This is a genomic window from Mucilaginibacter pedocola (assembly GCF_002013915.1).
GTDB classification, from domain to species: Bacteria; Bacteroidota; Bacteroidia; order Sphingobacteriales; family Sphingobacteriaceae; genus Mucilaginibacter; species Mucilaginibacter pedocola.
Genome location: NZ_MBTF01000037.1, coordinates 46792 through 68592, shown reverse-complemented (window position 1 = coordinate 68592; position 21801 = coordinate 46792). Strand labels below are relative to the sequence as shown.

28 protein-coding genes are annotated in these 21801 nt (G+C 46.4%); 13 read left to right on the top strand and 15 right to left on the bottom strand.

Features of this window, described 5'->3' with window-relative positions:
• Positions 1-48: 48 nt before the first annotated feature.
• The 4 genes from BC343_RS26620 to BC343_RS26605 form a co-directional block, all read right to left on the bottom strand.
• A complete protein-coding gene (locus BC343_RS26620) occupies positions 49-693 on the bottom strand; it encodes a zeta toxin family protein (RefSeq protein ID WP_078350870.1) in 645 nt (214 codons plus the stop codon).
• Positions 693-956, bottom strand: a complete 264-nt coding sequence (locus BC343_RS26615; protein ID WP_078350869.1) for a hypothetical protein — start codon at positions 954-956, stop codon at positions 693-695. Before BC343_RS26615 ends, BC343_RS26620 begins: the two co-directional genes overlap by 1 nt.
• 64 nt (positions 957-1020) lie before the next feature.
• Positions 1021-1266 (bottom strand): hypothetical protein, encoded by a 246-nt coding sequence (locus BC343_RS26610; RefSeq protein WP_078350868.1) that lies wholly within the window; start codon positions 1264-1266, stop codon positions 1021-1023.
• Between the two features lie 67 nt (positions 1267-1333).
• Positions 1334-1990 carry a hypothetical protein gene (locus BC343_RS26605; protein ID WP_078350867.1) on the bottom strand — a complete coding sequence of 219 codons (657 nt, stop codon included), beginning with the start codon at positions 1988-1990 and terminating at the stop codon, positions 1334-1336.
• Positions 1991-2114: 124 nt separating this feature from the next.
• Here BC343_RS26605 and rpsF point away from each other — a divergent pair, with 124 nt between their 5' ends.
• From rpsF to mtgA, 4 genes are all read left to right on the top strand, one after another.
• Positions 2115-2480, top strand: a complete 366-nt coding sequence (gene rpsF / locus BC343_RS26600) for a 30S ribosomal protein S6 (RefSeq protein WP_078350866.1) — start codon at positions 2115-2117, stop codon at positions 2478-2480.
• Positions 2480-2743 carry a 30S ribosomal protein S18 gene (gene rpsR, locus BC343_RS26595; protein WP_078350865.1) on the top strand — a complete coding sequence of 88 codons (264 nt, stop codon included), beginning with the start codon at positions 2480-2482 and terminating at the stop codon, positions 2741-2743. Before rpsF ends, rpsR begins: the two co-directional genes overlap by 1 nt.
• 16 nt (positions 2744-2759) lie before the next feature.
• Positions 2760-3203 (top strand): 50S ribosomal protein L9, encoded by a 444-nt coding sequence (gene rplI, locus BC343_RS26590; protein ID WP_078350864.1) that lies wholly within the window; start codon positions 2760-2762, stop codon positions 3201-3203.
• A gap of 101 nt (positions 3204-3304) precedes the next feature.
• Entirely contained in the window at positions 3305-4063 is a 759-nt protein-coding gene (gene mtgA / locus BC343_RS26585) for a monofunctional biosynthetic peptidoglycan transglycosylase (protein WP_202909873.1), read from the top strand.
• Positions 4064-4151: 88 nt separating this feature from the next.
• On the opposite strand, the gene BC343_RS26580 is transcribed toward mtgA, so the two are convergent.
• Positions 4152-4784 carry a YdeI/OmpD-associated family protein gene (locus BC343_RS26580; protein WP_078350863.1) on the bottom strand — a complete coding sequence of 211 codons (633 nt, stop codon included), beginning with the start codon at positions 4782-4784 and terminating at the stop codon, positions 4152-4154.
• Positions 4785-4947: 163 nt separating this feature from the next.
• On the opposite strand from BC343_RS26580, the gene BC343_RS26575 reads away from it, so the two are divergent.
• On the top strand, positions 4948-5520 hold the full coding sequence (locus BC343_RS26575; protein ID WP_078350862.1) for a hypothetical protein: 573 nt from the start codon (positions 4948-4950) through the stop codon (positions 5518-5520).
• A 57-nt stretch (positions 5521-5577) separates the two neighbouring features.
• On the opposite strand, the gene BC343_RS26570 is transcribed toward BC343_RS26575, so the two are convergent.
• The 3 genes from BC343_RS26570 to BC343_RS26560 are packed head-to-tail and all read right to left on the bottom strand — an operon-like array spanning position 5578 to position 6609.
• Positions 5578-5913, bottom strand: coding sequence for a type II toxin-antitoxin system RelE/ParE family toxin (locus BC343_RS26570; protein ID WP_078350861.1), 336 nt, complete (start codon positions 5911-5913; stop codon positions 5578-5580).
• Positions 5913-6104: a hypothetical protein gene (locus BC343_RS26565; RefSeq protein WP_078350860.1), complete on the bottom strand. Its 192-nt coding sequence runs from the start codon at positions 6102-6104 to the stop codon at positions 5913-5915. Before BC343_RS26565 ends, BC343_RS26570 begins: the two co-directional genes overlap by 1 nt.
• 19 nt (positions 6105-6123) lie before the next feature.
• Complete coding sequence (locus tag BC343_RS26560) at positions 6124-6609, bottom strand: ABC transporter ATPase (RefSeq protein ID WP_078350859.1); 486 nt, start codon at positions 6607-6609, stop codon at positions 6124-6126.
• A gap of 71 nt (positions 6610-6680) precedes the next feature.
• Between BC343_RS26560 and BC343_RS31155 the strand changes: the two genes are divergently transcribed.
• Together BC343_RS31155 and BC343_RS31150 are read left to right on the top strand one after the other, a co-directional pair.
• The gene (locus tag BC343_RS31155; protein WP_156088778.1) at positions 6681-6842 is read left to right on the top strand and encodes a hypothetical protein; all 162 of its coding nucleotides are present in this window, start codon (positions 6681-6683) and stop codon (positions 6840-6842) included.
• A 134-nt stretch (positions 6843-6976) separates the two neighbouring features.
• Entirely contained in the window at positions 6977-7141 is a 165-nt protein-coding gene (locus BC343_RS31150; RefSeq protein WP_156088777.1) for a hypothetical protein, read from the top strand.
• Between the two features lie 166 nt (positions 7142-7307).
• Here BC343_RS31150 and BC343_RS26555 read toward each other — a convergent pair whose 3' ends face one another.
• The 3 genes from BC343_RS26555 to BC343_RS26545 all read right to left on the bottom strand — a co-directional run bounded on the left by BC343_RS26555 (position 7308) and on the right by BC343_RS26545 (position 9883).
• Positions 7308-8096, bottom strand: a complete 789-nt coding sequence (locus BC343_RS26555) for a (Fe-S)-binding protein (protein WP_078350858.1) — start codon at positions 8094-8096, stop codon at positions 7308-7310.
• A complete protein-coding gene (locus tag BC343_RS26550) occupies positions 8096-8521 on the bottom strand; it encodes a DUF2750 domain-containing protein (RefSeq protein ID WP_078350857.1) in 426 nt (141 codons plus the stop codon). Before BC343_RS26550 ends, BC343_RS26555 begins: the two co-directional genes overlap by 1 nt.
• A gap of 63 nt (positions 8522-8584) precedes the next feature.
• Positions 8585-9883, bottom strand: a complete 1299-nt coding sequence (locus BC343_RS26545; RefSeq protein WP_078350856.1) for a (Fe-S)-binding protein — start codon at positions 9881-9883, stop codon at positions 8585-8587.
• Positions 9884-10401: 518 nt separating this feature from the next.
• Between BC343_RS26545 and BC343_RS26540 the strand changes: the two genes are divergently transcribed.
• The 5 genes from BC343_RS26540 (at position 10402) to BC343_RS26520 (ending at position 14466) form a co-directional block, all read left to right on the top strand.
• Positions 10402-11151, top strand: coding sequence for an SDR family NAD(P)-dependent oxidoreductase (locus tag BC343_RS26540; protein ID WP_078350855.1), 750 nt, complete (start codon positions 10402-10404; stop codon positions 11149-11151).
• 220 nt (positions 11152-11371) lie between these two features.
• Positions 11372-11953, top strand: coding sequence for a TetR/AcrR family transcriptional regulator (locus BC343_RS26535; RefSeq protein ID WP_078350854.1), 582 nt, complete (start codon positions 11372-11374; stop codon positions 11951-11953).
• Between the two features lie 61 nt (positions 11954-12014).
• Positions 12015-12893: a helix-turn-helix domain-containing protein gene (locus BC343_RS26530; protein WP_078350853.1), complete on the top strand. Its 879-nt coding sequence runs from the start codon at positions 12015-12017 to the stop codon at positions 12891-12893.
• Positions 12894-12989: 96 nt separating this feature from the next.
• Positions 12990-13385 carry a (R)-mandelonitrile lyase gene (locus tag BC343_RS26525; RefSeq protein WP_078350852.1) on the top strand — a complete coding sequence of 132 codons (396 nt, stop codon included), beginning with the start codon at positions 12990-12992 and terminating at the stop codon, positions 13383-13385.
• 13 nt (positions 13386-13398) lie between these two features.
• The gene (locus BC343_RS26520; protein WP_078350851.1) at positions 13399-14466 is read left to right on the top strand and encodes an NAD(P)-dependent alcohol dehydrogenase; all 1068 of its coding nucleotides are present in this window, start codon (positions 13399-13401) and stop codon (positions 14464-14466) included.
• A gap of 274 nt (positions 14467-14740) precedes the next feature.
• Here BC343_RS26520 and BC343_RS26515 read toward each other — a convergent pair whose 3' ends face one another.
• Complete coding sequence (locus BC343_RS26515) at positions 14741-16108, bottom strand: HmuY family protein (RefSeq protein ID WP_078350850.1); 1368 nt, start codon at positions 16106-16108, stop codon at positions 14741-14743.
• A 39-nt stretch (positions 16109-16147) separates the two neighbouring features.
• A complete protein-coding gene (locus tag BC343_RS26510; RefSeq protein ID WP_078350849.1) occupies positions 16148-18406 on the bottom strand; it encodes a TonB-dependent receptor in 2259 nt (752 codons plus the stop codon).
• A 100-nt stretch (positions 18407-18506) separates the two neighbouring features.
• On the opposite strand from BC343_RS26510, the gene BC343_RS26505 reads away from it, so the two are divergent.
• Positions 18507-19463 (top strand): AraC family transcriptional regulator, encoded by a 957-nt coding sequence (locus tag BC343_RS26505; protein WP_078350848.1) that lies wholly within the window; start codon positions 18507-18509, stop codon positions 19461-19463.
• Between the two features lie 215 nt (positions 19464-19678).
• On the opposite strand, the gene BC343_RS26500 is transcribed toward BC343_RS26505, so the two are convergent.
• Positions 19679-20374 carry a LytR/AlgR family response regulator transcription factor gene (locus BC343_RS26500; protein WP_078350847.1) on the bottom strand — a complete coding sequence of 232 codons (696 nt, stop codon included), beginning with the start codon at positions 20372-20374 and terminating at the stop codon, positions 19679-19681.
• Positions 20355-21434, bottom strand: coding sequence for a sensor histidine kinase (locus tag BC343_RS26495; protein ID WP_078350846.1), 1080 nt, complete (start codon positions 21432-21434; stop codon positions 20355-20357). Before BC343_RS26495 ends, BC343_RS26500 begins: the two co-directional genes overlap by 20 nt.
• Between the last annotated feature and the right edge of the window lie 367 nt (positions 21435-21801).

The following is a 21801-nucleotide window of genomic DNA, read 5'->3' as shown; positions in this document are numbered from 1 at the left end:
TTTGCTAAGTAAAATAGCAGTGTTGGAATTTTGTGATTTGCCGGTAGTTTAACGGCTGTCTACGCTTTTGATTTGGTTAGCCAACGTCGGCAAATATTTAACGAACCACTCCGGCAGATCCGGGTACTTTACGCAAGATACAATTTCGAAACCTTTAAATGCCGCTAATGGTTTAGGCCTAAAGAAGGAAGTATCAACAATTTGCAGGTGATCTAAGATTTGATAGTGCTCGTTCAGCATTTCTAAATTGCCGTAGAAGTTATTTTCAATATCATATCTCGGAACGTTGTGCCCACCTTTCTTAGTTCGTATACCAACACGCATTTCAGATATGTCGGGGTCGCGCAATCCCAAAAACAGCATTTCAACAAAATACCCGGCATCTTTAAATCTTTTAGGAAACTTCCACGTAGCATAACTTGGGAAATGACCTTCGTAAATAAAGTTATCTCGTTCAGCCAAAGCCTTATCAAGTAATGCTTCAAGTGTAGCCACTACAAAGTCTGCTGCGATGTTTCTCGCTTCTTTCGAAGACGCTATCTTAGCTGAATGCAACTCGTGCATTTTCTGAGCGTAAAGTTTATCGCCATCAAAAACACTATAATTACTTTGAAGATAGGTTGGAAGGTAAGCGGGACCAACCGTAGATTTACCGGAACCGTTCGGACCGGTAATAATATAGAGGGTAGGCATCAGTTCAACCCTATATCTTGCCTCAATTTATAGCTCTCTTTAGCAGTAAGCTCTTGAATTACCGAAAAATCGTTCATTCCGGGGAGATAAGCCACTAATTTTATAGTCCCGTCAGGATATTCAAAATAACACTGCTCCGAGGGTAGCCCCTCAACATTGAGCATAAAGGGTTCGCCGGACAAAAGAGTTTCTTCGCGCAAACGCAAGACAGCTTTAATAGCAACGCTTTCCAGTTCTTCTATCTCGCTTGGTACCTTTATCATAATAAATTCGCTAATTCAAATATAACGAATTTAAACGCCTTCTGCAAACTATGAAGCGTTGCCCCTACTGTAAATCATCATCCGGCAAATGGTCATCATCCTCCGGGTCGGGTTCGCGTACGTCGTCGCCTACGCGTATTTCGTGCAGGTCGTCAATATCGTTTAGTTTATCGTCAAAATCTTCGTCTTCTTCATCGTCCCAGTCGCCTTCAAATATCTCATCATCCTCGCCCGGTGCCTGGAAAAATATAGTGTCGTACAAAAAACCTGTAGCCCCTGTTTCGTTATACCTGCTTTCAGAAAATTCCATGGTGATAGTGTTTGTAAGCAAGACAATTACACGCACCAATATGTTTCAGTAAGTACCCAACAAATGTTTACAAAAAATCAAGGCCTGTTATCTCCTTCATTGTATAATAACCCTTAGCCTTAGGCACATATACCTCTATCTCGCGCGAGTTTATTTTTAACTTCTTACCTGCCAATTGCTCTGCAGGCGCGGCCAACTTTTCGGAACCCGGGAATTGCCTCAGCCATAAAAATTGTTTTTCGTTTCCGCTCTCGTCCGTTAGTATCAACAGGTTAAAGCCGTTATCATCTATCCGTTTATAAGTACCGGTAAAATCCTGCGTACCTGCTGCATCTGTTTGCTCGTCATCGTTCATCTTCATTCCCAGCTTAAGGGCGGCATCGCAATTTTGGCTTAGCAGGTTTTTGCTTATGTCTACGCCAAGCCCTGTCATGGCGGCTTCATCGGCAACGTTTATTTTGTGCTCGGCCGCTATTTTAATGATCAAATCGCTGTGGGCCGTTACGCAGTCTTCGAACACCTTGTTCGCTTCTGTGCCTTTCAGTTTATCAATATCAACCTTGCTTATACAATCGCACACCAACCCGTTCAGTTTAAGCTCGGCGGCGCTTAGTTTGCGCACGGCCGGCGGTGGTGCAGGCCTGGTAGCTTTAACCGGCTTTTTCTGTTGCGAATAAGCGTTTAACGATAGCAGGGCGAAAAGTAATGGCAGGATATTTTTCATTACGGTGTTAGGCAGTGTTTTAATGGTGCAAAATACATATAAATTGATTTGAAATATCAATAAAACTTGCTACATTTGCAGCCCCGTTATAGGCGGGTATTTAATTAAAAATCAAAGTATAACAATGCAACAGTACGAAATCGTGATCGTTCTTACCCCGTTGTTGTCGACCGAAGTTGCTGCCGAGGCTATCGCCAAATACAGCAAAGTTTTAACCGACAACGGAGCCGAAATTATCCAGGAGGATAATTGGGGTTTGAAAAAACTTGCGTACCCTATCCAGAAAAAAACTACAGGGTACTATCACTTAACTGAATTCAAGGCTCCCGGTGAAGTAATTAACAAATTGGAAGTAGAATTAAGGCGCGATGAGCGCGTACTGCGCTTCCTTACCATTGCCCTTGACAAACACGCAGTGGCTTACAATGAGAAAAAACGTAGCGGTGCTTTCAACAAAAAGCCTGCAGCTAAAGCGGAGGAAAGCAAATAATGGCAAACGAGCAAATTAAATACGTTACCGCCCCTAAAGTAGAGGACAACCGTAAAAAATACTGCCGTTTCAAAAAGAACGGTATCAAGTATATCGATTACAAAGACGCTAACTTTTTGTTGAAATTCGTTAACGACCAGGGTAAAGTATTACCACGTCGTTTAACCGGTACTTCATTAAAATTCCAGCGCAAAGTGGCTCAAGCTGTTAAACGCGCCCGCCACATTGGTTTATTACCGTACGTTACTGACTCATTAAAATAAACAGGAGGTTTACACAATGGAAGTTATTTTAAAACAAGATGTAAAAAACCTGGGTGATAAAGACGATGTAGTAAACGTTAAACCAGGTTATGGCCGTAATTTCCTGATTCCTCAGGGTTATGCCATATTAGCCACAGAATCTGCACGTAAAGTATTGGCAGAAAACCTGAAACAGGCTCAATTTAAACAAGAAAAAATACGCAAAGATGCTGATGCTATTGCTGCTAAATTAGAAGGCGTTAAGCTTACTATCGGCGCTAAAGCAGGCGAAACCGGCAAAATCTTCGGTGCCATCAATACCATCCAGGTTGCTGATGCCCTTAAAAAAGAAGGTTTTGATGTTGACCGCCGCCGCATCACTTTTGACCAGGAGCCAAAATTTGTTGGCGAATACGTTGCTAACGTAAACCTGCACAAAGAAGTAAAAGTTCAGGTACCTTTCGAAGTAGTAGCTGAGTAATTCTGATTTCGGATGTCGAATTTTCGATGTCGGATTTAGAAAATAAAAAGGAGTTTTGCATTCGCAGAACTCCTTTTTTGTTTTATAGATTAGCAATACAAATGGCACAGGCAAACAAAGCGAAGAGCAAAACAAACACTAAATCGAAATACCGTAAACCACAAACGCGTTGGGGTGGCATAGGGCGTCTGGTATTTCGCATCGTTAAATTGCTTTTCATTGCTTTTGTGGGGCTAAGTTTATTCGGCGTTATCCTTTTCAGGTTTGTTAACCCGCCATTTACCTGGCTAATGATACAACGTGGTTTTGAACGCAAGGCCGACGGCAAAGAGTGGAAGATAGACAAAGAGTGGGTGGATTTTGATGAAATAGCCGACCCTATGAAACGCGCCGCAGTTGCAGCCGAGGATCAAACCTTTTTAGAGAACCACGGCTTCGATTTTAAGGCAATTCAGCGCGCTATCGAAAAAAACTCAAAAAGCAAAAAACTCATCGGCGGCAGCACCATTACCCAGCAAACTGCCAAAAACGTTTTCCTGTACCAGGGGCGCTCATTTTTGCGCAAGGGATTGGAAGCGTGGTTTACCGTACTGATAGAGGTTTTTTGGAGCAAGAAACGCATTATGGAGGTTTACCTCAACGTAATTGAAATGGGCGATGGAATTTACGGCGTAGAGGCTGCCTCGCAAGCCTACTTTCACAAGCCGGCATCAAAGCTTACTGTAAGGCAGGCGGCTGCTATTGCGGTGATATTCCCAAGCCCGCGTAAATGGTCGGCCACTAACCCTACCCGGTATTTAAAGCACAGGCAGTACCTTATCCGCGCAAATATGCGCAGGCTGGGGCCGCTGGAGTTTTAATCATTGAATATCGAATAATGAATTTCGAATCTCCAACTCCGAATTTTTAAACTTCATCACTCGGCGCTGGAGATTCGTTATTTACTGCTTAGCAGTTTTTATACTTCCAGTGGCGGGTTTTGCCCTCGCTTATCCATTCAAGGCCTTCTTTCAGTCGTTTCTCGCGGGTAGCTTCGGTTTTTGCATCCTCAAACCAAGTGATATATTCCTTCTTTTGCGATGGGCTGAATTTCTCAAAATAGGTCTTCGCTTCGGCATTGGTATCTAACAGATCGGCCAAGTAATCGGGCGTTTCTAAAACGGCTGCGGCTGGTTTAGGCTCTGTTTTCTTTGCGGCAGGTTTGGCTTTAACGGGGCCCGCGGCATCCTTTTGCGCCATGGCCTCGCGGATGTACCAAATTAATATATCCTCATCAGGAATATCGGCTAATGATGTTAGTTTGCCTATGCTACCTGCCGATTCGCCGCCCTCGGTATGGAGTATTTGGTGCGGGTCGGGCAGTTGGTCAGCCTTCCAGAAACCGAAGCCTGCATGCTGCTTAAAAGCCATCATAAAACACAGCACGCCCTTATACTCAAAAAATGGTGCGCTCCATTTCATAGTCTCGGTAATTTCCGGCGAGGCCTTATGCACCAACTGGCGCAGGTGCGTTAAAATGGGTTTAGCAAAATCTGCTGCTTTTTCTATGTAGGCATCTATACGGGCATCGTACTGTTCCATAATCTTCGCGTAGGTTTATAAAAGTAAATTTATAAATATTTCGGTAAACAAGGCTGTTAGCTAATAAGCCGCCCGATGCCGTAGTGATCGAACAATTATTTAAACGCAGTTAAACACTTTACTAATAGGAAAATATGATAACTTTGATTACCATTATACGCCTATGTTCCGAATTACTTTATGGTTACTGCCTTTTGCGCTTGGTGTTGCCTTAATGTTTAGCGGCTGCAAATTGGATGCGCCTGTATACCCGAAAGATATTCAAACCGGCGATACCACTACCACCGATACGGTAACCGTGCCCGACGTTGATGATGGCAGCAACCCACCCACTGATGCTACCTATACTGTGCCCGTTGGCGCCGCCAATACCATAGTATTTAAAGTTGATGGCGGCGAAACGGTTATACTGAATGCACCCACCGCCAAAGTTTCGCAACCGGGTAGCGTTGCTGTTACCGGCTACACCAATCTGGTTGCCGAACAAGCTGATCCGGAGATCGTATTTCAATTAAACTTTAGTGCTATAAGCGAAGGTGAATACGCCAATGACCTGCTTGGCCTGCGGTATCAAAATTTTATTTTAAGCGACGACAGCGGCGGCAAGGTAAAGGCCAGTACCTTCAAGAAGATAGATGGCGCTTACCACATCCGCGGCTTTTTTAGAGTGGAAGCCACCGACCAAAACGATAATAGTAAGCATTTGGTAGAGGGCTCGTTCAATATCGAGGAGTAAGTATAATCAACGACGACTATTTCATAAAGAAGTTGCTCCGGGCAGATTGTAAAGTCATCATTCAAGTTCCTTTACATATTCTAATAAACGTTTCTTGTTTATGCTGCTTTCCTCACTTTTATCGTATAGTGTAAGCATATTAATCGCTATAGCCCCTTCGTTTTCCGTAACCAAAAAAGTTATTACACGATAGCCGCCGCTTTTTCCTTTACTCTTGCTGGTTACAGCCAATCTAATTTTCCTGAGTCCGGCTCCCAAATCAACGCCTAATGTTGGATCAACTAATAAAGAGGATTCGAGGACTTTTAAGTCTTCTACAAGCGAAAGATGTTTCTTTTTCAAATCTTTCGCTTTTCTAATGAACCTTGAAGAATAAATTATTCTATGAGGCATCAGATATCTTCAAGCGTTAGTGGTTTGAGTTTCCCCTCGCGCATATCTTTAACCTCTTTTAAAGCTTCCATTATTTCCAAAGTAAGTTCACTTTCTTTAGGCGCTTCTATTACTTTGGCTTTGAACTTTTTCAGCATACCCAAAAAGAGTTCGGTATCGCTATCTTTAATTTGTACTGTAAAAGTTGTCATACTCAAATTTAATAAATATCTACACCACCACCAAATCGCCGAACAACTGTTTATGCCAGCTATCTTTAAAAGGCACTTCCCATTTGGTTTGCAGGTCGGTAAGGGTTTGGGCGAGGTTGTTGAATACAACTGTTTCTGATGTTATTTTGCCTTCTTTCAACAAAGCTTCGAACTGCGCGCGTGGAACTGATACTACTTCTTCCCCATCGCGATAGGCCAGGTTGAACCTATCGAACAGGTTGACGCCGAAATGCTGCTCCAGTTGCTTCATAAAGTTTACGGATTTATCTATTGAGCAGCCGCTGGCACCTGCCTGGCTTTCGTCTACTATCAGCACAAAAAAGCGGTTATAACGCACCTCGGCTTTCGCCTTTAGCTGGTTGCTGTGGGCCGTCCAGCTTTTGGTAAAATTATCCAGGTAAACCTGTGCTTCAAGCACCTCGGCATCAGTTAATTTACGATTGCTTTGGTACACCCAAACGCGCGAATGTGAAGAAAATTCCATAACACAAATTTACTGTATTTGTTAACTTGATAGTATTAATTGTTGTCATACCAACATCACGTCTACCAACGGTGAAAAAAGTATTTTTAACGGTGCCGCTATTGGCAATAATGGCTTTGCTATGCGGTTTTGCGGCTTTTATGGATGAACAAGGCTGGGTAAACTGGGGCAATAAAGCCCTCACAGAAAGTTACGACCATCCGCCGAACCAAACATCGCCAAATGGGAAATAACCCTCACACCCGATCATTTTATACGCCTGCAAAAAACTTATCAACAGGGTAAGCGGCTTTATTATTCTTTCAATATCAAGCGGCTAAAAGGCTTAAATTATCTGCCCGGCAGTGCGCAAACAGATACCCTGCAAATGCAGACCCAAACCGACGATATCATTATCCAAACCTACCAGGACCCAACCGGCGACCTCGATTCCACGGGTACATCCGTCAGCATCCCTGTGCGGAAATTATCGCCCCAAAGGCTGGATAGCTTGAAAGTGGGGCTGACGTTTTTGAGGCAGAGGGGGATGTAAACCTTAAAATTCCCTCCTTGGGGAGGGGTGCGGTTGGCTGAGCGCAAAGGCAGGGAGGGGTTTAGCCACAAAGCTGGCATCTACACAGTCTACTAAACCCCTTCCTCCTCCTTCCCCAAGGAAGGAATCGCACATTCCCCCGCTTTTTTATAGAGGCAAATTCGGTTTACAACCCGTTCGCTCTCACCGTTATCTCGGCAATATCCAGCACTTTTATATCCTGCTCTTTGTTGAGATGTTTTACACCATCGCTCAGCATGGTCATACAGAAGGGGCAACCCGAGGCTATTACGTCGGCTTTAGCTTCTATTACATCTACCATGCGCTCGTCGTTTATGTCTTTATTGCCTTTTTCTGGTTCTTTAAACATCTGGGCACCGCCGGCACCACAGCACAGGCCGTTGGTTTTGCAGCGTTTCATTTCTACCAGTTCGGTGTCCAGCACTTCTAAAGCGGCACGTGGCGCTTCGTAAACGCCGTTGCCGCGACCCAGGTAACATGGGTCGTGAAAGGTAATACGGCGGCCTTTAAAGCTTTCGCCGCCTTCAGCCTTTAGTTTGCCATCATTTATAAGGCCTTGTATCAGTTGGGTATGGTGTATCACCTCGTAAGTGCCGCCAAGCCCGGGGTATTCGTTAGCAATGGTATTGAAACAATGCGGGCAGCCCGTTACTATCTTTTTTACCTCGTAGGCGTTCAGCAACTCTATATTAGCCATGGCCTGCATCTGGAACAAAAACTCGTTACCCGCGCGTTTGGCAGGGTCGCCGGTACAGCTTTCTTCGGTACCCAGCACGGCGTAGCTAATGCCTACATGCTGCAGTATTTTGCATATATCGCGGGTAATTTTCTGTGCACGCTCGTCGAAACTGCCGGCACAACCCACCCAGAAAAGTATTTCGGGCGTTTTGCCTTCGGCAACCATTTGCGCCATTGTAGGGATATTCAGCTCCATTATTGTTGCTCTTCTTCTTCGCTTATTTCGCTTATAAATTCATCAATGCTGGCGTAACTGCTAAACTTTATGGCCGAATTAATAACCTTCAACTGGTTCAGAATATCTAACGCAATGCCCAAAGCCTCCCCTTCGCCTCCTATCATTTTCGAGTTCCAGTTGGTACCTATCAGCGTGTCGTTTTCGGCCATGCCTACACACCACTCTTCTAAAAAGTAAGCCAATGGAATTTCGGTAGGTGTATAATCCTTCCAATCGTCACGCGCGCAAGCCTTGGCATACGCCCGCTCCGACCAAAACGGAATAACATCCACTTCCTCATCCTCCGCCGACGACGAATTAGCCCATCCTTTTTTATCCTTCAATCCCCACACCAATTTAGATGCAGCCACCTTCTCAATAAATAATTCGTAATCTCTTTCCATCTTAAAATTTCTTTCTTAAACCGTCACGCAAACTGCTAACTGCCCACCGCAAGCTGCCAACTGCTAACCCTTCTCCGCCCAATTGAACCTATCCGCCTGGCTATATTTCCACGGCGCACCGTTATTCTCCATGTTGCCGAACATATTGTTTAGGCTGGCCGGCGCCTGCGATTCCTCCATCACCACGTAGCGGCGCATTTCGGTAATAATTTCCAGCGGGTTTATGTTTACCGGGCAGGCTTCCACACAGGCGTTGCAAGTAGTGCAGGCCCAAAGTTCTTCGCGGGTAATGTAATTATCCAGCAGGCTTTTATCGTCAGTATGGTCCTTTCCGTGTTTATCAATATTGTTGCCCAGCTCTACCAGCCTGTCCCGGGTATCCATCATAATTTTGCGGGGCGATAGCAGCTTACCTGTAATATTTGCCGGGCAAACCGATGTACAGCGCCCGCACTCGGTGCAGGTGTAGGCCTCCATCAGGTTCTTCCAGGTTAAGTCCGTGACATCCTTCACACCAAAGCGGCTCACCTCGGTAGTTTCGGGCACAAAGGATGGATCAAGCATAGCTTTCACCTCGTTGGTTACCGACGCCATATTACTGAACTTGCCCTTGGCATTCAAATTAGAGTAATACACGTTAGGGAAGGCCAGCAAAATATGGAAGTGCTTAGAGTAGGGCAGGTAATTCAGGAAGGCCAGTATACCAATGATATGGAACCACCAGCAACCACGCTCTATAGCCTCCAAAGCACCGGCACCCGCAGGCAAAAGCGGGGCAATTAAGGCGCTCACCGGGAAACTCCCCGCAGTAACATAATGCCCAACATGCAGGGCTTGCAATTTATAATCGGCAGCATTCATGGTGAGGAAGGCCGCCATCAATAAAATTTCTGTAATGAGAATATAGTTCGCGTCCGACTTTGGCCAGGCCGTCATCTCGGTACCCGTAAAGCGCTTCAACTTAACCACATTGCGCCTAACCAGGAATATCACGCATGATGCCAGCACTAAAAATGCCAACACTTCAAAGCTGCCAATAAGCAAACCATAAAGCCCGCCAAGCGGACCGGCAAATACCCGGTGCGAACCGAAGATGCCATCTATCATTATCTCGAGCACCTCCAAGTTGATGATCACAAAACCCACATAAACAAACAAGTGCAGCACTGCCGCCGTTGGGCGTTTCACCATTTTGCTTTGGCCCAGCGCAACTTTAGCCATCAGTTTCCAGCGTTCTGCAGGATTGTCGCTACGGTCGGTATCTTTCCCTAACAAAATATTGCGCCTAACCTTAGCCACGTTTTTGCCGAACAAATAAACGGCCGCCCCTAAAATGATGATGAAGATAAATTGGCTTATCATTATGCGTGCATAGTAATTAAAGGCTAAAGTATAAATTCTCGGTAATGTTTGTGAAGATTGTTTAAATGTTGAGGAATTGCAAAAGTTTAGGTGAATTTAGAATCTGTCTTGAAGGAAGCGTAAAATAATGGCGATACCTGCGGCCCGGGCTATCCGCTGCAAATCCTCGCCTCTCCACGCACGCAAGCCACCCGCGGCTGTGGGTTTTCCGCTCCTATCCCTATCGCATTTCTCTGAACCCTGATTCGCATGATTATAGGATTATCAGATTAAAAAAATCGGTGCAGTCAATAAAATCGATTCCCATCGGTGAAATCATCTTTCAATCGGTTAAATCCCAAAAAATAAAATCCTGAAATAATCCTGCCCATCCCTAAATCCTGTCAAGACACCTCGCCGATAAACTCGTGTCATTGTCATAATAAACTAATAAAAATTATTTATCGGAACGATTGTTCCAAATCGTGTTTATATTTGCGGAACGATTATTCCAATAAACAAATTTAAAACGAAAAACAATGAAAAAGTTAGAAAATAAAGTAGCCGTAGTAACAGGCGCTTCAAAAGGTATTGGTGCAGGTATAGCAAAAAGTTTGGCCGCAGCAGGCGCTTCGGTAGTGGTGAACTACTCATCATCAAAAGCCGGTGCCGATAAAGTGGTAGAAGAAATTGTGGCCAACGGCGGTAAAGCCATTGCCGTACAAGGCAGCGTGGCCAACCGCGCCGAAGTAGAGAACCTCTTCGCAGAAACCACCAAAGCCTTTGGCCCTACCGATATTTTGGTGAACAACGCCGGCGTATACAAATTCAGCCCGATAGATCAGATAAACGAGGAAGATTTCCACTACCAGTTTGATACCAACGTATTGGGCCTGTTGTTAACCACCCAGGCAGCAGTTGCCAACTTTAACACCAATGGCGGCAGCATTATCAACATTGGTTCGGTAGTGAGCGCTATTACGCCTCCGGCAAGTTCTATTTACACAGCTACAAAAGGCGCTGTTGATGCCATTACTCACGTACTGGCAAAAGAACTTGGACCAAAAAATATCCGCGTGAACTCAATAAACCCCGGCATGGTAGAAACCGAAGGCACACACGCTGCAGGTTTCATTGGCAGCGATTTCCACCACGAGGCTGTTAAAACCACCCCGCTTGGGCGCATTGGCCAGCCGGATGATATTGCTGATATAGCCGTATTCCTGGCATCAGACGATTCGCGCTGGTTGACAAACGAAACTCTGCTTGCAGGCGGCGGGGTGAGATAATTTTTATCGGGATTCCAACTTCCCCTCTTGAGAGGGGGCGCGTTGGATGAGAGCGGGCGCAGGGGTGTGTGAGCCACTATGCAAAATTGCGAAACACACCCCTCCACCCCTCTCAAGAGGGGAACCGCACCGGCCTTTGCGCTCTGTTTGCGGCGCCCCACTTAAAAACATTTTAAAAATGAATAGCTTTGCTTATTATTAGGCAAAGCTATTTTAGGTTATGGCACGGACGAAAGATTTTGATGAAACAGAGGTACTGAACAAGGCCATTGAATTGTTCTGGCTGAAGGGCTACAACGCCACTTCGATGCAGGACCTGGTGGATGGATTGGGCATCAGCCGCTCCAGCCTGTACGATACCTTTGGCGATAAGCACAGCCTGTTCCTGAAAGCGCTGGATAGCTACCAAACCGCCAACTCTGCCAAGTTTTGCGAACTGATGCGCGTAGACCAGCCCGCCAAAGAAACCATCAAACGCCTGCTGGAATTTATAAGCAGCAGTCTGCTGAATGATATAAGTCAGAAAGGGTGTTTCATAGTAAACGCCGAAGTGGAAATGGGCCTGCACGATAAACTGGTGGGCGAAACCATCCAAAAGAACGACCAGCAGATTGACGAGATATTTTACACCGTAATAAAAAAGGGGCAGGAAAAGGGCGAGATAACCAACCAACAAGATGCCCGCGCCCTCGCCCGCTTCCTGTTCAATACCGTAAAAGGCATACAGGTAACTGCCAAATCAACTAAAGATAAGGCTGTTTTTGATGATATCATCAATACCGCTGTGCTGGTGCTGGGGTAGTGTAAGCCTACTTCCCAAGGGCTTTTTGAAAATACAAGTTTGATTTCCTTAAATTTGCCGGATGGAAACTGCACGCACCCGGCCCGTATCTGATTATAACAGCAAACTGAAGCTGAAAGGCTTTAACGCCTTCCAGATAGGTGGCGACAGTAACGCCACCCGCATTTATAGCCGCAAGGATTTTTATAAAATATGCCTCAGCACAGGTACAAGCATTATCCATTACGCCGACCGCAGCTTCGTTGCCGAAGGTACCGTGCTGTTTTTCGGCAACCCGCGGGTGCCTTATTCCTGGGAAACCGTTTCTTCCACCTGCGTGGGCTACGCCTGCCTGTTTTCCGAAGAATTTCTGAATGTATCTGAACGAGCGGATATGCTGCAGCAATCGCCTTTCTTTAAGATAGGCGGTACCCCCATTCTTAATATTACAGAGCAGCAAAAGGATTTCCTGGCCACTATCTTCCTGAAGATGATGGAAGAGCAGGAAGGCGAATATGCCTATAAAGACGACCTGGTGCGTAGCTACATCAACCTTATTATGCACGAGGCCATGAAACTGCAGCCCACCGAAAGTTACGATCAGCACAAGAACGCCGCCTCGCGCATCACTTCGGTATTCCTCGATCTGCTTGAGCGGCAGTTCCCGGTAGAAAGCCCCGATAAGCCCCTGCAATTGCGCAGCCCGCAGGATTATGCCCAAAACCTCAGCCTGCACATCAACTACCTTAACCGTGCCGTAAAAGAGGTAACCGGAAAACCAACCACCGCCCATATCGCCGAGCGTATCATCAACGAAGCCCGCGCCCTGCTGCAACACACCGACTGGAACATTGCCGACATTGCCTACGCCCTGGGCTTTGAGTATCCGAGCTATTTCAACAACTACTTTAAACGCCTTACGGGTACCAACCCCATGTCGCTGCGTACAGCCGAAGTTTGATTTTCTTAATCATCGGTTTGATTTTTATAAACACTTCGTTAGCACGGTAGTTACTTTTGCAGTGCTTTTTTTGAGCAGCAATCAAAATCTATCCATATGCAAATCATTAAAAATGGTGCACAGGCATCTGTAAAAGGACCCGAGGCCTGGTTTACAGGGCAGGTACGCATCGACCCATTATTTCAGAAGAAAGAGGCAACCAAAGGTGCCGGGGCGCTCGTAACCTTCGAGCCGGGTGCTCGTACAGCATGGCACACGCATCCCGCGGGGCAAACGCTCATTGTGGTATCGGGCGTGGGCCGCGTACAGCGCGAAGGCGAGGCGATACAGGAGATATTGCCCGGCGATGTAGTTTGGTTCGAACCGAACGAGAAGCACTGGCATGGCGCCGCGCCCGATAAGGCCATGAGCCATATTGCCATACAGGAAGATGTGAACGGCGAAGTGGTTACCTGGCTGGCAAAGGTGACCGACGAGCAATACACTAAATAATTTAAAACGACTTATGACAGAAACAACAAATATCAAAGCATTCGGCACCGAAGCTGCCGAAGCCCCCTTAGACCAATTAAACATTAAACGCCGCAAACCTACCCCGCACGATGTGGAGATAGACATCTTATTCTGCGGTGTTTGCCACTCAGACCTGCACACCGCCCGTAACGAATGGCACGGCACTATTTACCCTTGCGTACCCGGGCACGAAATTGTTGGCCGCGTGGTATCGGTAGGTGGCCATGTAAGCAAATTTAAAGTGGGCGATATGGTGGGCGTAGGCTGTATAGTAGATTCGTGCCGCGAGTGCGAGTACTGCCAGGAAGGTTTGGAGCAATACTGCGAACCCGGTATGACAGGTACCTACAACGCTCCCGACAAATTCATCGACGGGCAGGTTACCTACGGTGGCTACTCGGAAAGCGTAGTGGTCGACGAGAATTACGTACTCCGCATCCCCGATAACCTCGACCCTGCCGCTGCTGCACCATTGCTTTGCGCAGGTATTACCACCTATTCGCCACTGCACCACTGGAATGTTGGTCCCGGCAAAAAAGTTGGCGTGGTAGGTATTGGCGGCCTTGGCCACATGGGTATTAAAATTGCCAAAGCCATGGGCGCACATGTAGTGGCCTTCACCACATCCGAATCAAAATTTGCGGAAGCTAAACGCCTGGGTGCCGATGAAGTAGTGCTATCAAAAGATGCAGAGCAAATGGCTGCATACCGAGGCAAACTGCATTTTGTACTGGATGCAGTTTCGGCCGAGCACGATATTAATGCCTACTTGGGTTTGTTGCGTGTAGATGGTTCGCTGGCATTGGTTGGTGCACCCGAGTATCCGCTGCCGGTAGCTGCCTTCAGCCTTATCCCCGGCCGCAAAAGCTTTGCAGGCTCTATGATAGGCGGTATCCCCGAAACACAAGAGATGCTCGATTTCTGCGGCGCGCACAACATCGCTGCCGATATTGAAATGATCGATATCCAAAACATAAACGATGCCTACGACCGCTTGCTAAAAGGCGATGTGAAGTACCGTTTTGTTATTGATATGGCTTCGTTGAAGGGGAAAAACTAAGTTAAGTGTTTTTTAACCACGGAGAACACAGAGGTTACGCGGAGGTTCACAGAGAGCTTAGCAAACCGTTTAGAGAGTTTTGCAAAAGCCCTAAGTTAACAAGTTTTTTCACTTTGCGGCTTAGCGCCTTTGCGTGAAAAATTAACCACAAGCCAGGCTGTCTCCGCGAACCTCCGCGTCACCTCCCTAACCTCCGTGGTTAAAAAACACTCAAAAACAGAAACGGCCCCTTGCACGGGGCCGTTTCCTCAAAACAGATATATCAACGTATTAATTAGGCGCCTTTTTTCACCAGGGCGTATGCTATTTTCGGATAGCCCCTTGTACCACCATCCTGGGTGGTAAAGCTCACAAATTTCAGTTTATACACGTTACCGGCAGCATCTTTTATTACGTAGAAGCGGTCGGTTTTTACACCTACGGTACCGGTGGTTGCCCTCCAGTTAGAGCCTATGGTGTTGCGGCCTGCAGCGAAGGTAGTAGTAGCAATGTTAGCTTCGGCGTAAGCATCGTAAGCTACAGTGCTGGTTAATACTTCGGCAATTTGTACGCCGCCTAAGTAGTTGTTAAACACTAAGTCCGAGAACGCATAAGGCGTAGTGCCGGTGAAGTAGATGCTGTAACCCCAGGTAAAGTCCCAACGGTCTTTAGCAGGCTCAACAGCAATAGCGCCGGTATCAAAGCTCACAAAGCTGTAGTTATAGGCAGCATCTTTATTTATAGTAAGGGTTTTAAAAGTAGTCTCGTTCAGTTTGGCATATTGAAGGGTGTAACCTGTCGCGGTGCGCAATACACGTATTTTCTCAAGGTCGGCAGCAGCTGCAGTAGTACCCGAGCCACCAACGCGGTTTATTACATAAACTTTATTATCAGCATCAGTTGCCGATACAACAGGGATAGCAGTTTTGGTCAGGTCGCCGGTTACATCATCAAAAATATTGAAGTTACCCGCGCCGAAGCCCAATTGCAGGTCGGTGATGGTGATATCAGCAGCAGATACGGCGTTGATATCATTTTTGTTAACCGCAACTACCGATGCAGCGCTGGTGTTGTTCAGTATCACGCGGAAATCGGCACCGCTGTAAAAGCCAAGGTCCCAGCTGGTACGTTTTACCGATGTTTGGGCATTTGCGCTTAAATCAACATAAACTGAGTTGATAGCAGCCGAACCGCCTTCACCACCGTTCAGTGTTAATTCCGAACCGGTTGAAGTGATAGATGAGAAGCTTAATACCAGTTTGCTGGTAGCGCCAATAACTACAGGTGAACCTGCGGTTTTCACCTCAAAGGTAGCCGACTCGTTACCCTGCAGGAATATACCGGCAGTTTTGGTCAGTTTAATTGTAGTTGAGCTTGCGCCGGCAGGGATAGTTGCGCTGATAGTACCTGCAGTTGCAGCAGGTGCAGTTGTAAACTCGGTACCGTAAGTTACGCCTGTTGATGTAACAGCGATAGTAACCGGGATAGTTACGTCGGTTGCGCGGCCAAGGCTCAGCACGATGTCGATAGAGGCGTCGGTAGACGATATACCTTGTGTAGATGCCGAAAATGCCAGCTGATTATCCGGTAAAGCCGGGTCGCTTTTTTTACAAGCGGTAGTTATCAGCAAAAAAGCTAAAACGATGTAAGATAATTTTTTCATGAAGTGTGTATTAATTAAGAATGATTATGTTGTGTATGATTAATATTTACTGAATTGAAAGTTTAAGCCAAGGAAGTACGAGCGGCCATAGCCTATTGGTACCGGGCCACCGGTACTGTGTGCACCGCCAACATCTGCCGAGGTGTTGTTCACGTTGGTAATGTTGAACAGGTTGCGCACGCCACCGGCCAGGCTAATGCGGCTGTTAACGAACTTGTTGATAGTAAGATCGGCAGTGTGGAAGGCCGCGCGCTCGGCGCGATGGATGCTGGTTACACCGCTAACAGTGCGCAGTTCGTAGGCCGGCAGTTTGCCGTTGAATTTGTAAAACAGGCTCAAATCTGTTTTAATGCCTTTGAGGTGGTAGAGTAGGGTGCTGTTTACTTCGGGGTACCAGTTAAAGCCGGGCAGGCTGGCATCTTCTGCCTGCAGGCGGTTGTAAACGCCTGTGTACGAGAAGCCCACTTTCGCCGTCAGGTTTTTATAGTTGATGGTGTTATCCAGGGTACCGCCGGTGGTTTTGTATTTATCGATGTTGATGTAGGTCATCACCGATGGGTCGGCAGGATCGTAACCTGTGCCAATGAAATTATCGAACTGGTTGTAAAAACCTCCGATAGACGAGCGCACATCCGCTCCACCAATTTTGAACGAGCGCCAGGTGAATGAGCCGTTGAAACTGTTAGAGTATTCGGCCTTCAGGTTTTCGTTACCGCGGATAGAATGGCTGGCATCGAAAAAGTTAAAGTATAATTCGCGCAGGGCCGGCGAGCGGAAACCACGGGCATAAGCCAAACGCAGATCCAGGTCGTTAGATAGTTTGATCTTCGTATTTAACGAAGGGATCACCGGCGGCGCGTCGTACACCGAGTTTTTGGTGAACCTTGCACCGGGGCGGATGCTGATGGCCTTATTAAGCATTATTTCCGACGATACAAAAAAGGCATAATCGTTAATAGTAGGGGTACCCAATATGCGTGCGCCGGTACTGCCGGTAAGGTTTACTTCGGCACCCGGCTGTATCGATACCGCATCGCTCAGTTTATACTGCAACGTACCGCGGAAGAATTTGCTATCAAAAGCGGCTTTGTCTTGCTCGCCGGTGCCCAGGGTAAGCCTGCGGTCGCCGGTTAGGACGTTAAAGCTGGAGGTTTGCGTGCGGCGGCTATAATCGGTATATGATGCTGCGCCGTTGAAGCTCAGTTTATCGCTCAATTGCCACTCGGCCTGTAGCTGGTGCATCCAGCGGTTGGTTAAAAAATGCTGGTCTATGCGGATGCTGGTAGATGCGTTTGGCGTACCATCGTTGCGCAGGGTTTCGTCGGTGCCATCAAAGCGGTACCACAGGTGAAATTTATTATTGCGATAACCAACTACTGCGTTGCCTAAGTACTGGTCTTTCGGCATCCAGCCCAAACGCGCGCCGTCAAAATAATTACGGCTTGCGCCACCGCCTACCTGCCAGCCTTTATGCTCCCAGTTTATACCCAGGTTGGCCTGGTGCGTGCCACTGCCATTAAAGCCTTTGTATTGTTTGCCTGCGGTTTCTTCCTGCACGCGGCCGTTCACCCTCAGATTTTCGCCGCCGCTTCCGCGTTTGGTAATCAGGTTTATCACACCACCCAAAGCATCGCTACCGTAACTTACCGACATAGGGCCTTCTACCAGTTCTACATGGTCGATGGTGTTAATGTCTATCTGGTTAAGGCTTTCGCGGGTGTCTCCCCTATCCAGCAATGGCACACCATCCATTAATATCTTCACCCGCTGGCCCGATACGCCCATTAAGGTAATATCCGATGTGCCGAGGGTTAGGTCGTTAGTAAAACGTACGCCCAGTTGGTCGGTTAGTATATCCTGAATTTTAGTAGGGTTGCGCAGGCGTATTTGCTCGGCGCTGATAGTTCGTACCATGTAAACCGAATTTTTCATGGATTGGGGGGCGTACTGGCCCGTTACCACTACATCTTTCAGTTGCAATGCGGTAAGTTCTAAGGCAACTCCGGGCACGGTGGTGGTTTTGCCTGCTTCAACGGTAATGTTTGCTTCTTTAACCGCGGCACCTAATGCTTTAAACTGCAAGGTATAGCTTCCTGCTTTTACCTTAATAGCAAACCTGCCATTGTTTTGCGTGCTTGCACCATAGTTGGAGTTAAGCACCTGCACGGTTACGCCGGCTGCGGCTTTGCCATCGGCGGTTATTACGCTGCCTTCAACGGTACCAAAACCGTTTTGTGCCAGCGTGCTTTGCTGAACGAAGAGTATAAAGGAAAAGAGTATCGTAAAGTATTTTATCATTATTTAGACTAATTAAAAATAATGTTGCAAATTTGAACGATTTCTTAGTCCTGCTGTCAACGCCATCGGGATTATTTTCAACGTTAAACGGATTACCTGAATGCTTACCATTACGCATAGTATTTCTGCCGATACCATTTTTAACGCGAGCCCCTACCAAATGCAGGGCAATAACGAGCCTGTAATAACCCTGCGCGAAAGCAAGTTAGGCGGGTCGGTAATAAATATTAAGGCTATGCAGATAGCGGATGTATCGGCATTTTCAATTGAGGTAGATATTGAGGACGAAATCCCGCTGGATATGCAATTGGGCGAAGCCGCTTTAATTATGTGCTTCACACTTTCGGGCAGTTTAACTATTAGCGGGCATATACGCGGAAGTTTTAGCCTGCGCGAGCGTTCGCACTTTGTGTTCCCTACTGCAGAAGGCAGCGGGGCAACGCTTGGCATTAGCGGCAAAGCAAAACTTTTTGTAGCTTGTTTTTATGGGGATGTATTGCCCAAACTTTTCTCGAGCGGCGAGCAGCAGGTGTTGCGCAGCAGGCTATCCGGCAATGCCTGGCGCGCGGGCAGGCAGGTAACCTTGCCCATGACCGATATAATTACCACCCTGCTGCAGCGGGCAGATAACAACAGCCTTCACCAACTATTTATGGCGGCAAAAATGCTGGAACTGCTTTTCATCAGTATGGAGCAACTGAAACAGGTTGGTACCGAGCAACCCTCCCCCATCAAAACAAAAGACCTGGAGAAACTGGAGCAGGCAAAGCTCATCATTAAACAAAACCTGCGCCAGCCCTACTCGCTCATTGAACTGGCGCACAAAGTTGGGTTGAATGATTTTAAGTTAAAGAAAGGCTTCCGTGAGGCTTATGGCAATACGGTATTCGGCTATTTGCTTGATGTTAGGATGCGAAGGGCCGTTGCCATGTTATCATCCGGCAATTACAAAGTAAGCGAAGTAGCGCACGAGGTAGGCTATAAAAACGCTCACCACTTTAGCGATGCTTTTAAACGGAAGTTAGGGTACCTGCCGAGTAAACATCCGGTGGTGTAGTAATTCCGTTAGCGTAATGGCATTAAGCTACAAGTTTATAACCTCGTAGAGGTTCAAGCTTTGTAGAAACAATATTTAGAGAATAAACAACGCTGTTAGGTGTTGAACTCGATTTAGTTGAGCACCTACGGCGCTCGATAGGTTGGTTGAACGGTTCTCTACAAAGCTTTCAGCCCCACGGGCTAAAAAAATGGCCAACTCAATTCAATTACGCATTACCGGCTGTTAAGCGCTATAAAATTATTGATGGTATGGCGGTAAGTTTCGCTTAATGGCAATTCGTTCTCGGCCACCAGTATCGAACTTTTCTTTACGGCACTTATCTGTTTGGAATTTATGATGAACGATTTGTGTACCCTCAAAAATTCTGATGGCCATTGCTCTTCAATAGATTTAAAACTCAACCTCACCACAGCAGTTTTATCGCTGTTTGTAAAGTAGATCTTAGCATAATCTTTCAATCCCTCAATATAAAGCACCTCATCAAAAACTACTTTCAACAGCGTATAGCCAACATTCAGGAAAGTGTATTTAGATGGCTGGCTTTGCTGCGCGCGCAGTTCATATAATTCGTTGGCCTTGTTACAGGCCTTCATAAACCTATCCAGCGGAACGGGCTTGTGCAGGTAGTCTATCACATCAAGTTCAAAACTCTCCAGCGCGTATTGCTTATAGGCCGACACAATGATAACCAGCGGGCGTTTGGTAAGCGTACCTATAAATTGCAGGCCAGACATGGCCGGCATTTGTATATCCATAAACAACAGGTCTATATCGTTCTGCTGCAAAATTTGGCTGGCCTCTAACGCATCGTTACAGGTGGCCACCAAATTCAGGAAGGGTATTTTGCTGATATTATCGGCAAGAAGGGCAAGCGCAAGGGGTTCATCGTCAACGGCTATACAATTCATTCTGTCCCAGGTCTATTGATAAGTTTATAGTAAAACAGGTTTCTCCTTTTTGGATATCCAGTTGGTGGCGGTCGCCGTATAGTAACTGCAGGCGGCGGGTTACATTCACTATACCAATACCCGACGATGAATCTTTCTGATTATTGTCGATATCGTTAAAATTATTCACCACACTAAATTTAAGCTTATTATTATCTGCCTCCAGCGTTACCTTAATAAGCGGATCGTTAATAACCCCGATGCCATGTTTAAAAGCGTTCTCTACAAAGGGTATCAGCAGCATAGGCTCTATTGTTCGCTCGGCATCGTGCACCACAAAAGTTGTTTGCACTTTTACGCGGTTGCCAAAACGGTGCTTCTGCAAATCGATGTATGATTTCAGGTAACTGGTTTCTACCGCCAGGCTCACCCTATCATCGTCGGTATTATACAACATATATTGCATCAGTCCCGATAGCTTCATTACCGTGGGCTCCAGCTCGTCGCTTTTCAGCCTCACCATGGCGGCAATATTATTCAGAATATTAAAAATAAAGTGCGGGCTTATTTGCGAGCGCAGAAATGACAATTCCGATTTAAGGGTTTCTTTGTCTTTCTCGCTGCTGCGCAGGTCGCTGCTTATTTTATCGGCGATCATGGTGTATATGGTACTGGCCGCCAGCGTAAGCAAGAAGGGCGGCATACGAAAATATGCCGTTAGCAGTGGCTTATATACTAAAGGCGCATGCAGAAATTTAATAAGCACCGCATCGGACACCACGCAAAAACAAAACAATACAACCGTGGCAACCCCGTACAGCAGGTACCGCTTTTTACTAAACAGCAAAGGCACCAGCACGTAAATGTTAACGTAAAAAAGCGGTATCCAGTAAACAAAGCTGCAAAGGCGTATCCGGAGCAGATGATTCTTGCTGTCGAAAATATCGAGAAAGCTACCGTGCTCGCTAATGTCTAACACAAAAGGGAAGGCGAGCATAGCCAGCCATGCCATAACATGGACTATTATTTTAAAATACTTGTTCGACAAATCAAAGCGAGTTAACGCCGCGTTGCTGCTCATAACCTGGTTAAATGATCACTTAAGGTTCAGTAGGTCATCATTATACCCCGCGGCAGGCAACGGCACAAAGGCGGCGTCTCCGGCGCAGGAAGTTAGGTATAAGCCCGGCGGCTACGCCAAACTTAACTTAAATACATGATGGTGTTATAACTGGTTTATATATTCAGCACCAATATATCAAAAATATTACACAACATCCGCAGATAATTTTTGCCATTTTTTCAATGTCTCAAACATCAGGCAAATCGTCTCACAAAAGCACCATTTCGTCGCATTTACAAATTTTGATGGACTATATCACTATTATTTGCAAAGAATTATAAACCGGAAGGCTTTTATGAGCCGGGCAAGTTAACGCACCTTCCCC

Excerpts from the sequence above, each read along its gene's own strand:
- BC343_RS26550 (WP_078350857.1), bottom strand. The coding sequence starts at position 8,521 with ATGGAAAGAGATTACGAATTATTTATTGAGAAGGTGGCTGCATCTAAA.
- BC343_RS26545 (WP_078350856.1), bottom strand. The coding sequence starts at position 9,883 with ATGATAAGCCAATTTATCTTCATCATCATTTTAGGGGCGGCCGTTTAT.
- BC343_RS26500 (WP_078350847.1), bottom strand. The coding sequence starts at position 20,374 with ATGAATTGTATAGCCGTTGACGATGAACCCCTTGCGCTTGCCCTTCTT.
- BC343_RS26560 (WP_078350859.1), bottom strand. The coding sequence starts at position 6,609 with ATGGAATTTTCTTCACATTCGCGCGTTTGGGTGTACCAAAGCAATCGT.
- BC343_RS26580 (WP_078350863.1), bottom strand. The coding sequence starts at position 4,784 with ATGGAACAGTACGATGCCCGTATAGATGCCTACATAGAAAAAGCAGCA.
- BC343_RS26605 (WP_078350867.1), bottom strand. The coding sequence starts at position 1,990 with ATGAAAAATATCCTGCCATTACTTTTCGCCCTGCTATCGTTAAACGCT.
- BC343_RS26505 (WP_078350848.1), top strand. The coding sequence starts at position 18,507 with ATGCTTACCATTACGCATAGTATTTCTGCCGATACCATTTTTAACGCG.
- rpsF (WP_078350866.1), top strand. The coding sequence starts at position 2,115 with ATGCAACAGTACGAAATCGTGATCGTTCTTACCCCGTTGTTGTCGACC.
- BC343_RS26555 (WP_078350858.1), bottom strand. The coding sequence starts at position 8,096 with ATGGAGCTGAATATCCCTACAATGGCGCAAATGGTTGCCGAAGGCAAA.
- BC343_RS26520 (WP_078350851.1), top strand. The coding sequence starts at position 13,399 with ATGACAGAAACAACAAATATCAAAGCATTCGGCACCGAAGCTGCCGAA.
- BC343_RS26610 (WP_078350868.1), bottom strand. The coding sequence starts at position 1,266 with ATGGAATTTTCTGAAAGCAGGTATAACGAAACAGGGGCTACAGGTTTT.
- rplI (WP_078350864.1), top strand. The coding sequence starts at position 2,760 with ATGGAAGTTATTTTAAAACAAGATGTAAAAAACCTGGGTGATAAAGAC.
- BC343_RS26565 (WP_078350860.1), bottom strand. The coding sequence starts at position 6,104 with ATGACAACTTTTACAGTACAAATTAAAGATAGCGATACCGAACTCTTT.
- BC343_RS26620 (WP_078350870.1), bottom strand. The coding sequence starts at position 693 with ATGCCTACCCTCTATATTATTACCGGTCCGAACGGTTCCGGTAAATCT.
- BC343_RS26525 (WP_078350852.1), top strand. The coding sequence starts at position 12,990 with ATGCAAATCATTAAAAATGGTGCACAGGCATCTGTAAAAGGACCCGAG.
- BC343_RS26495 (WP_078350846.1), bottom strand. The coding sequence starts at position 21,434 with ATGAGCAGCAACGCGGCGTTAACTCGCTTTGATTTGTCGAACAAGTAT.
- BC343_RS26515 (WP_078350850.1), bottom strand. The coding sequence starts at position 16,108 with ATGAAAAAATTATCTTACATCGTTTTAGCTTTTTTGCTGATAACTACC.
- BC343_RS26570 (WP_078350861.1), bottom strand. The coding sequence starts at position 5,913 with ATGCCTCATAGAATAATTTATTCTTCAAGGTTCATTAGAAAAGCGAAA.
- BC343_RS31150 (WP_156088777.1), top strand. The coding sequence starts at position 6,977 with ATGCAGACCCAAACCGACGATATCATTATCCAAACCTACCAGGACCCA.
- BC343_RS26615 (WP_078350869.1), bottom strand. The coding sequence starts at position 956 with ATGATAAAGGTACCAAGCGAGATAGAAGAACTGGAAAGCGTTGCTATT.
- BC343_RS26540 (WP_078350855.1), top strand. The coding sequence starts at position 10,402 with ATGAAAAAGTTAGAAAATAAAGTAGCCGTAGTAACAGGCGCTTCAAAA.
- rpsR (WP_078350865.1), top strand. The coding sequence starts at position 2,480 with ATGGCAAACGAGCAAATTAAATACGTTACCGCCCCTAAAGTAGAGGAC.
- mtgA (WP_202909873.1), top strand. The coding sequence starts at position 3,305 with ATGGCACAGGCAAACAAAGCGAAGAGCAAAACAAACACTAAATCGAAA.
- BC343_RS26510 (WP_078350849.1), bottom strand. The coding sequence starts at position 18,406 with ATGATAAAATACTTTACGATACTCTTTTCCTTTATACTCTTCGTTCAG.
- BC343_RS26575 (WP_078350862.1), top strand. The coding sequence starts at position 4,948 with ATGTTCCGAATTACTTTATGGTTACTGCCTTTTGCGCTTGGTGTTGCC.
- BC343_RS26530 (WP_078350853.1), top strand. The coding sequence starts at position 12,015 with ATGGAAACTGCACGCACCCGGCCCGTATCTGATTATAACAGCAAACTG.
- BC343_RS26535 (WP_078350854.1), top strand. The coding sequence starts at position 11,372 with ATGGCACGGACGAAAGATTTTGATGAAACAGAGGTACTGAACAAGGCC.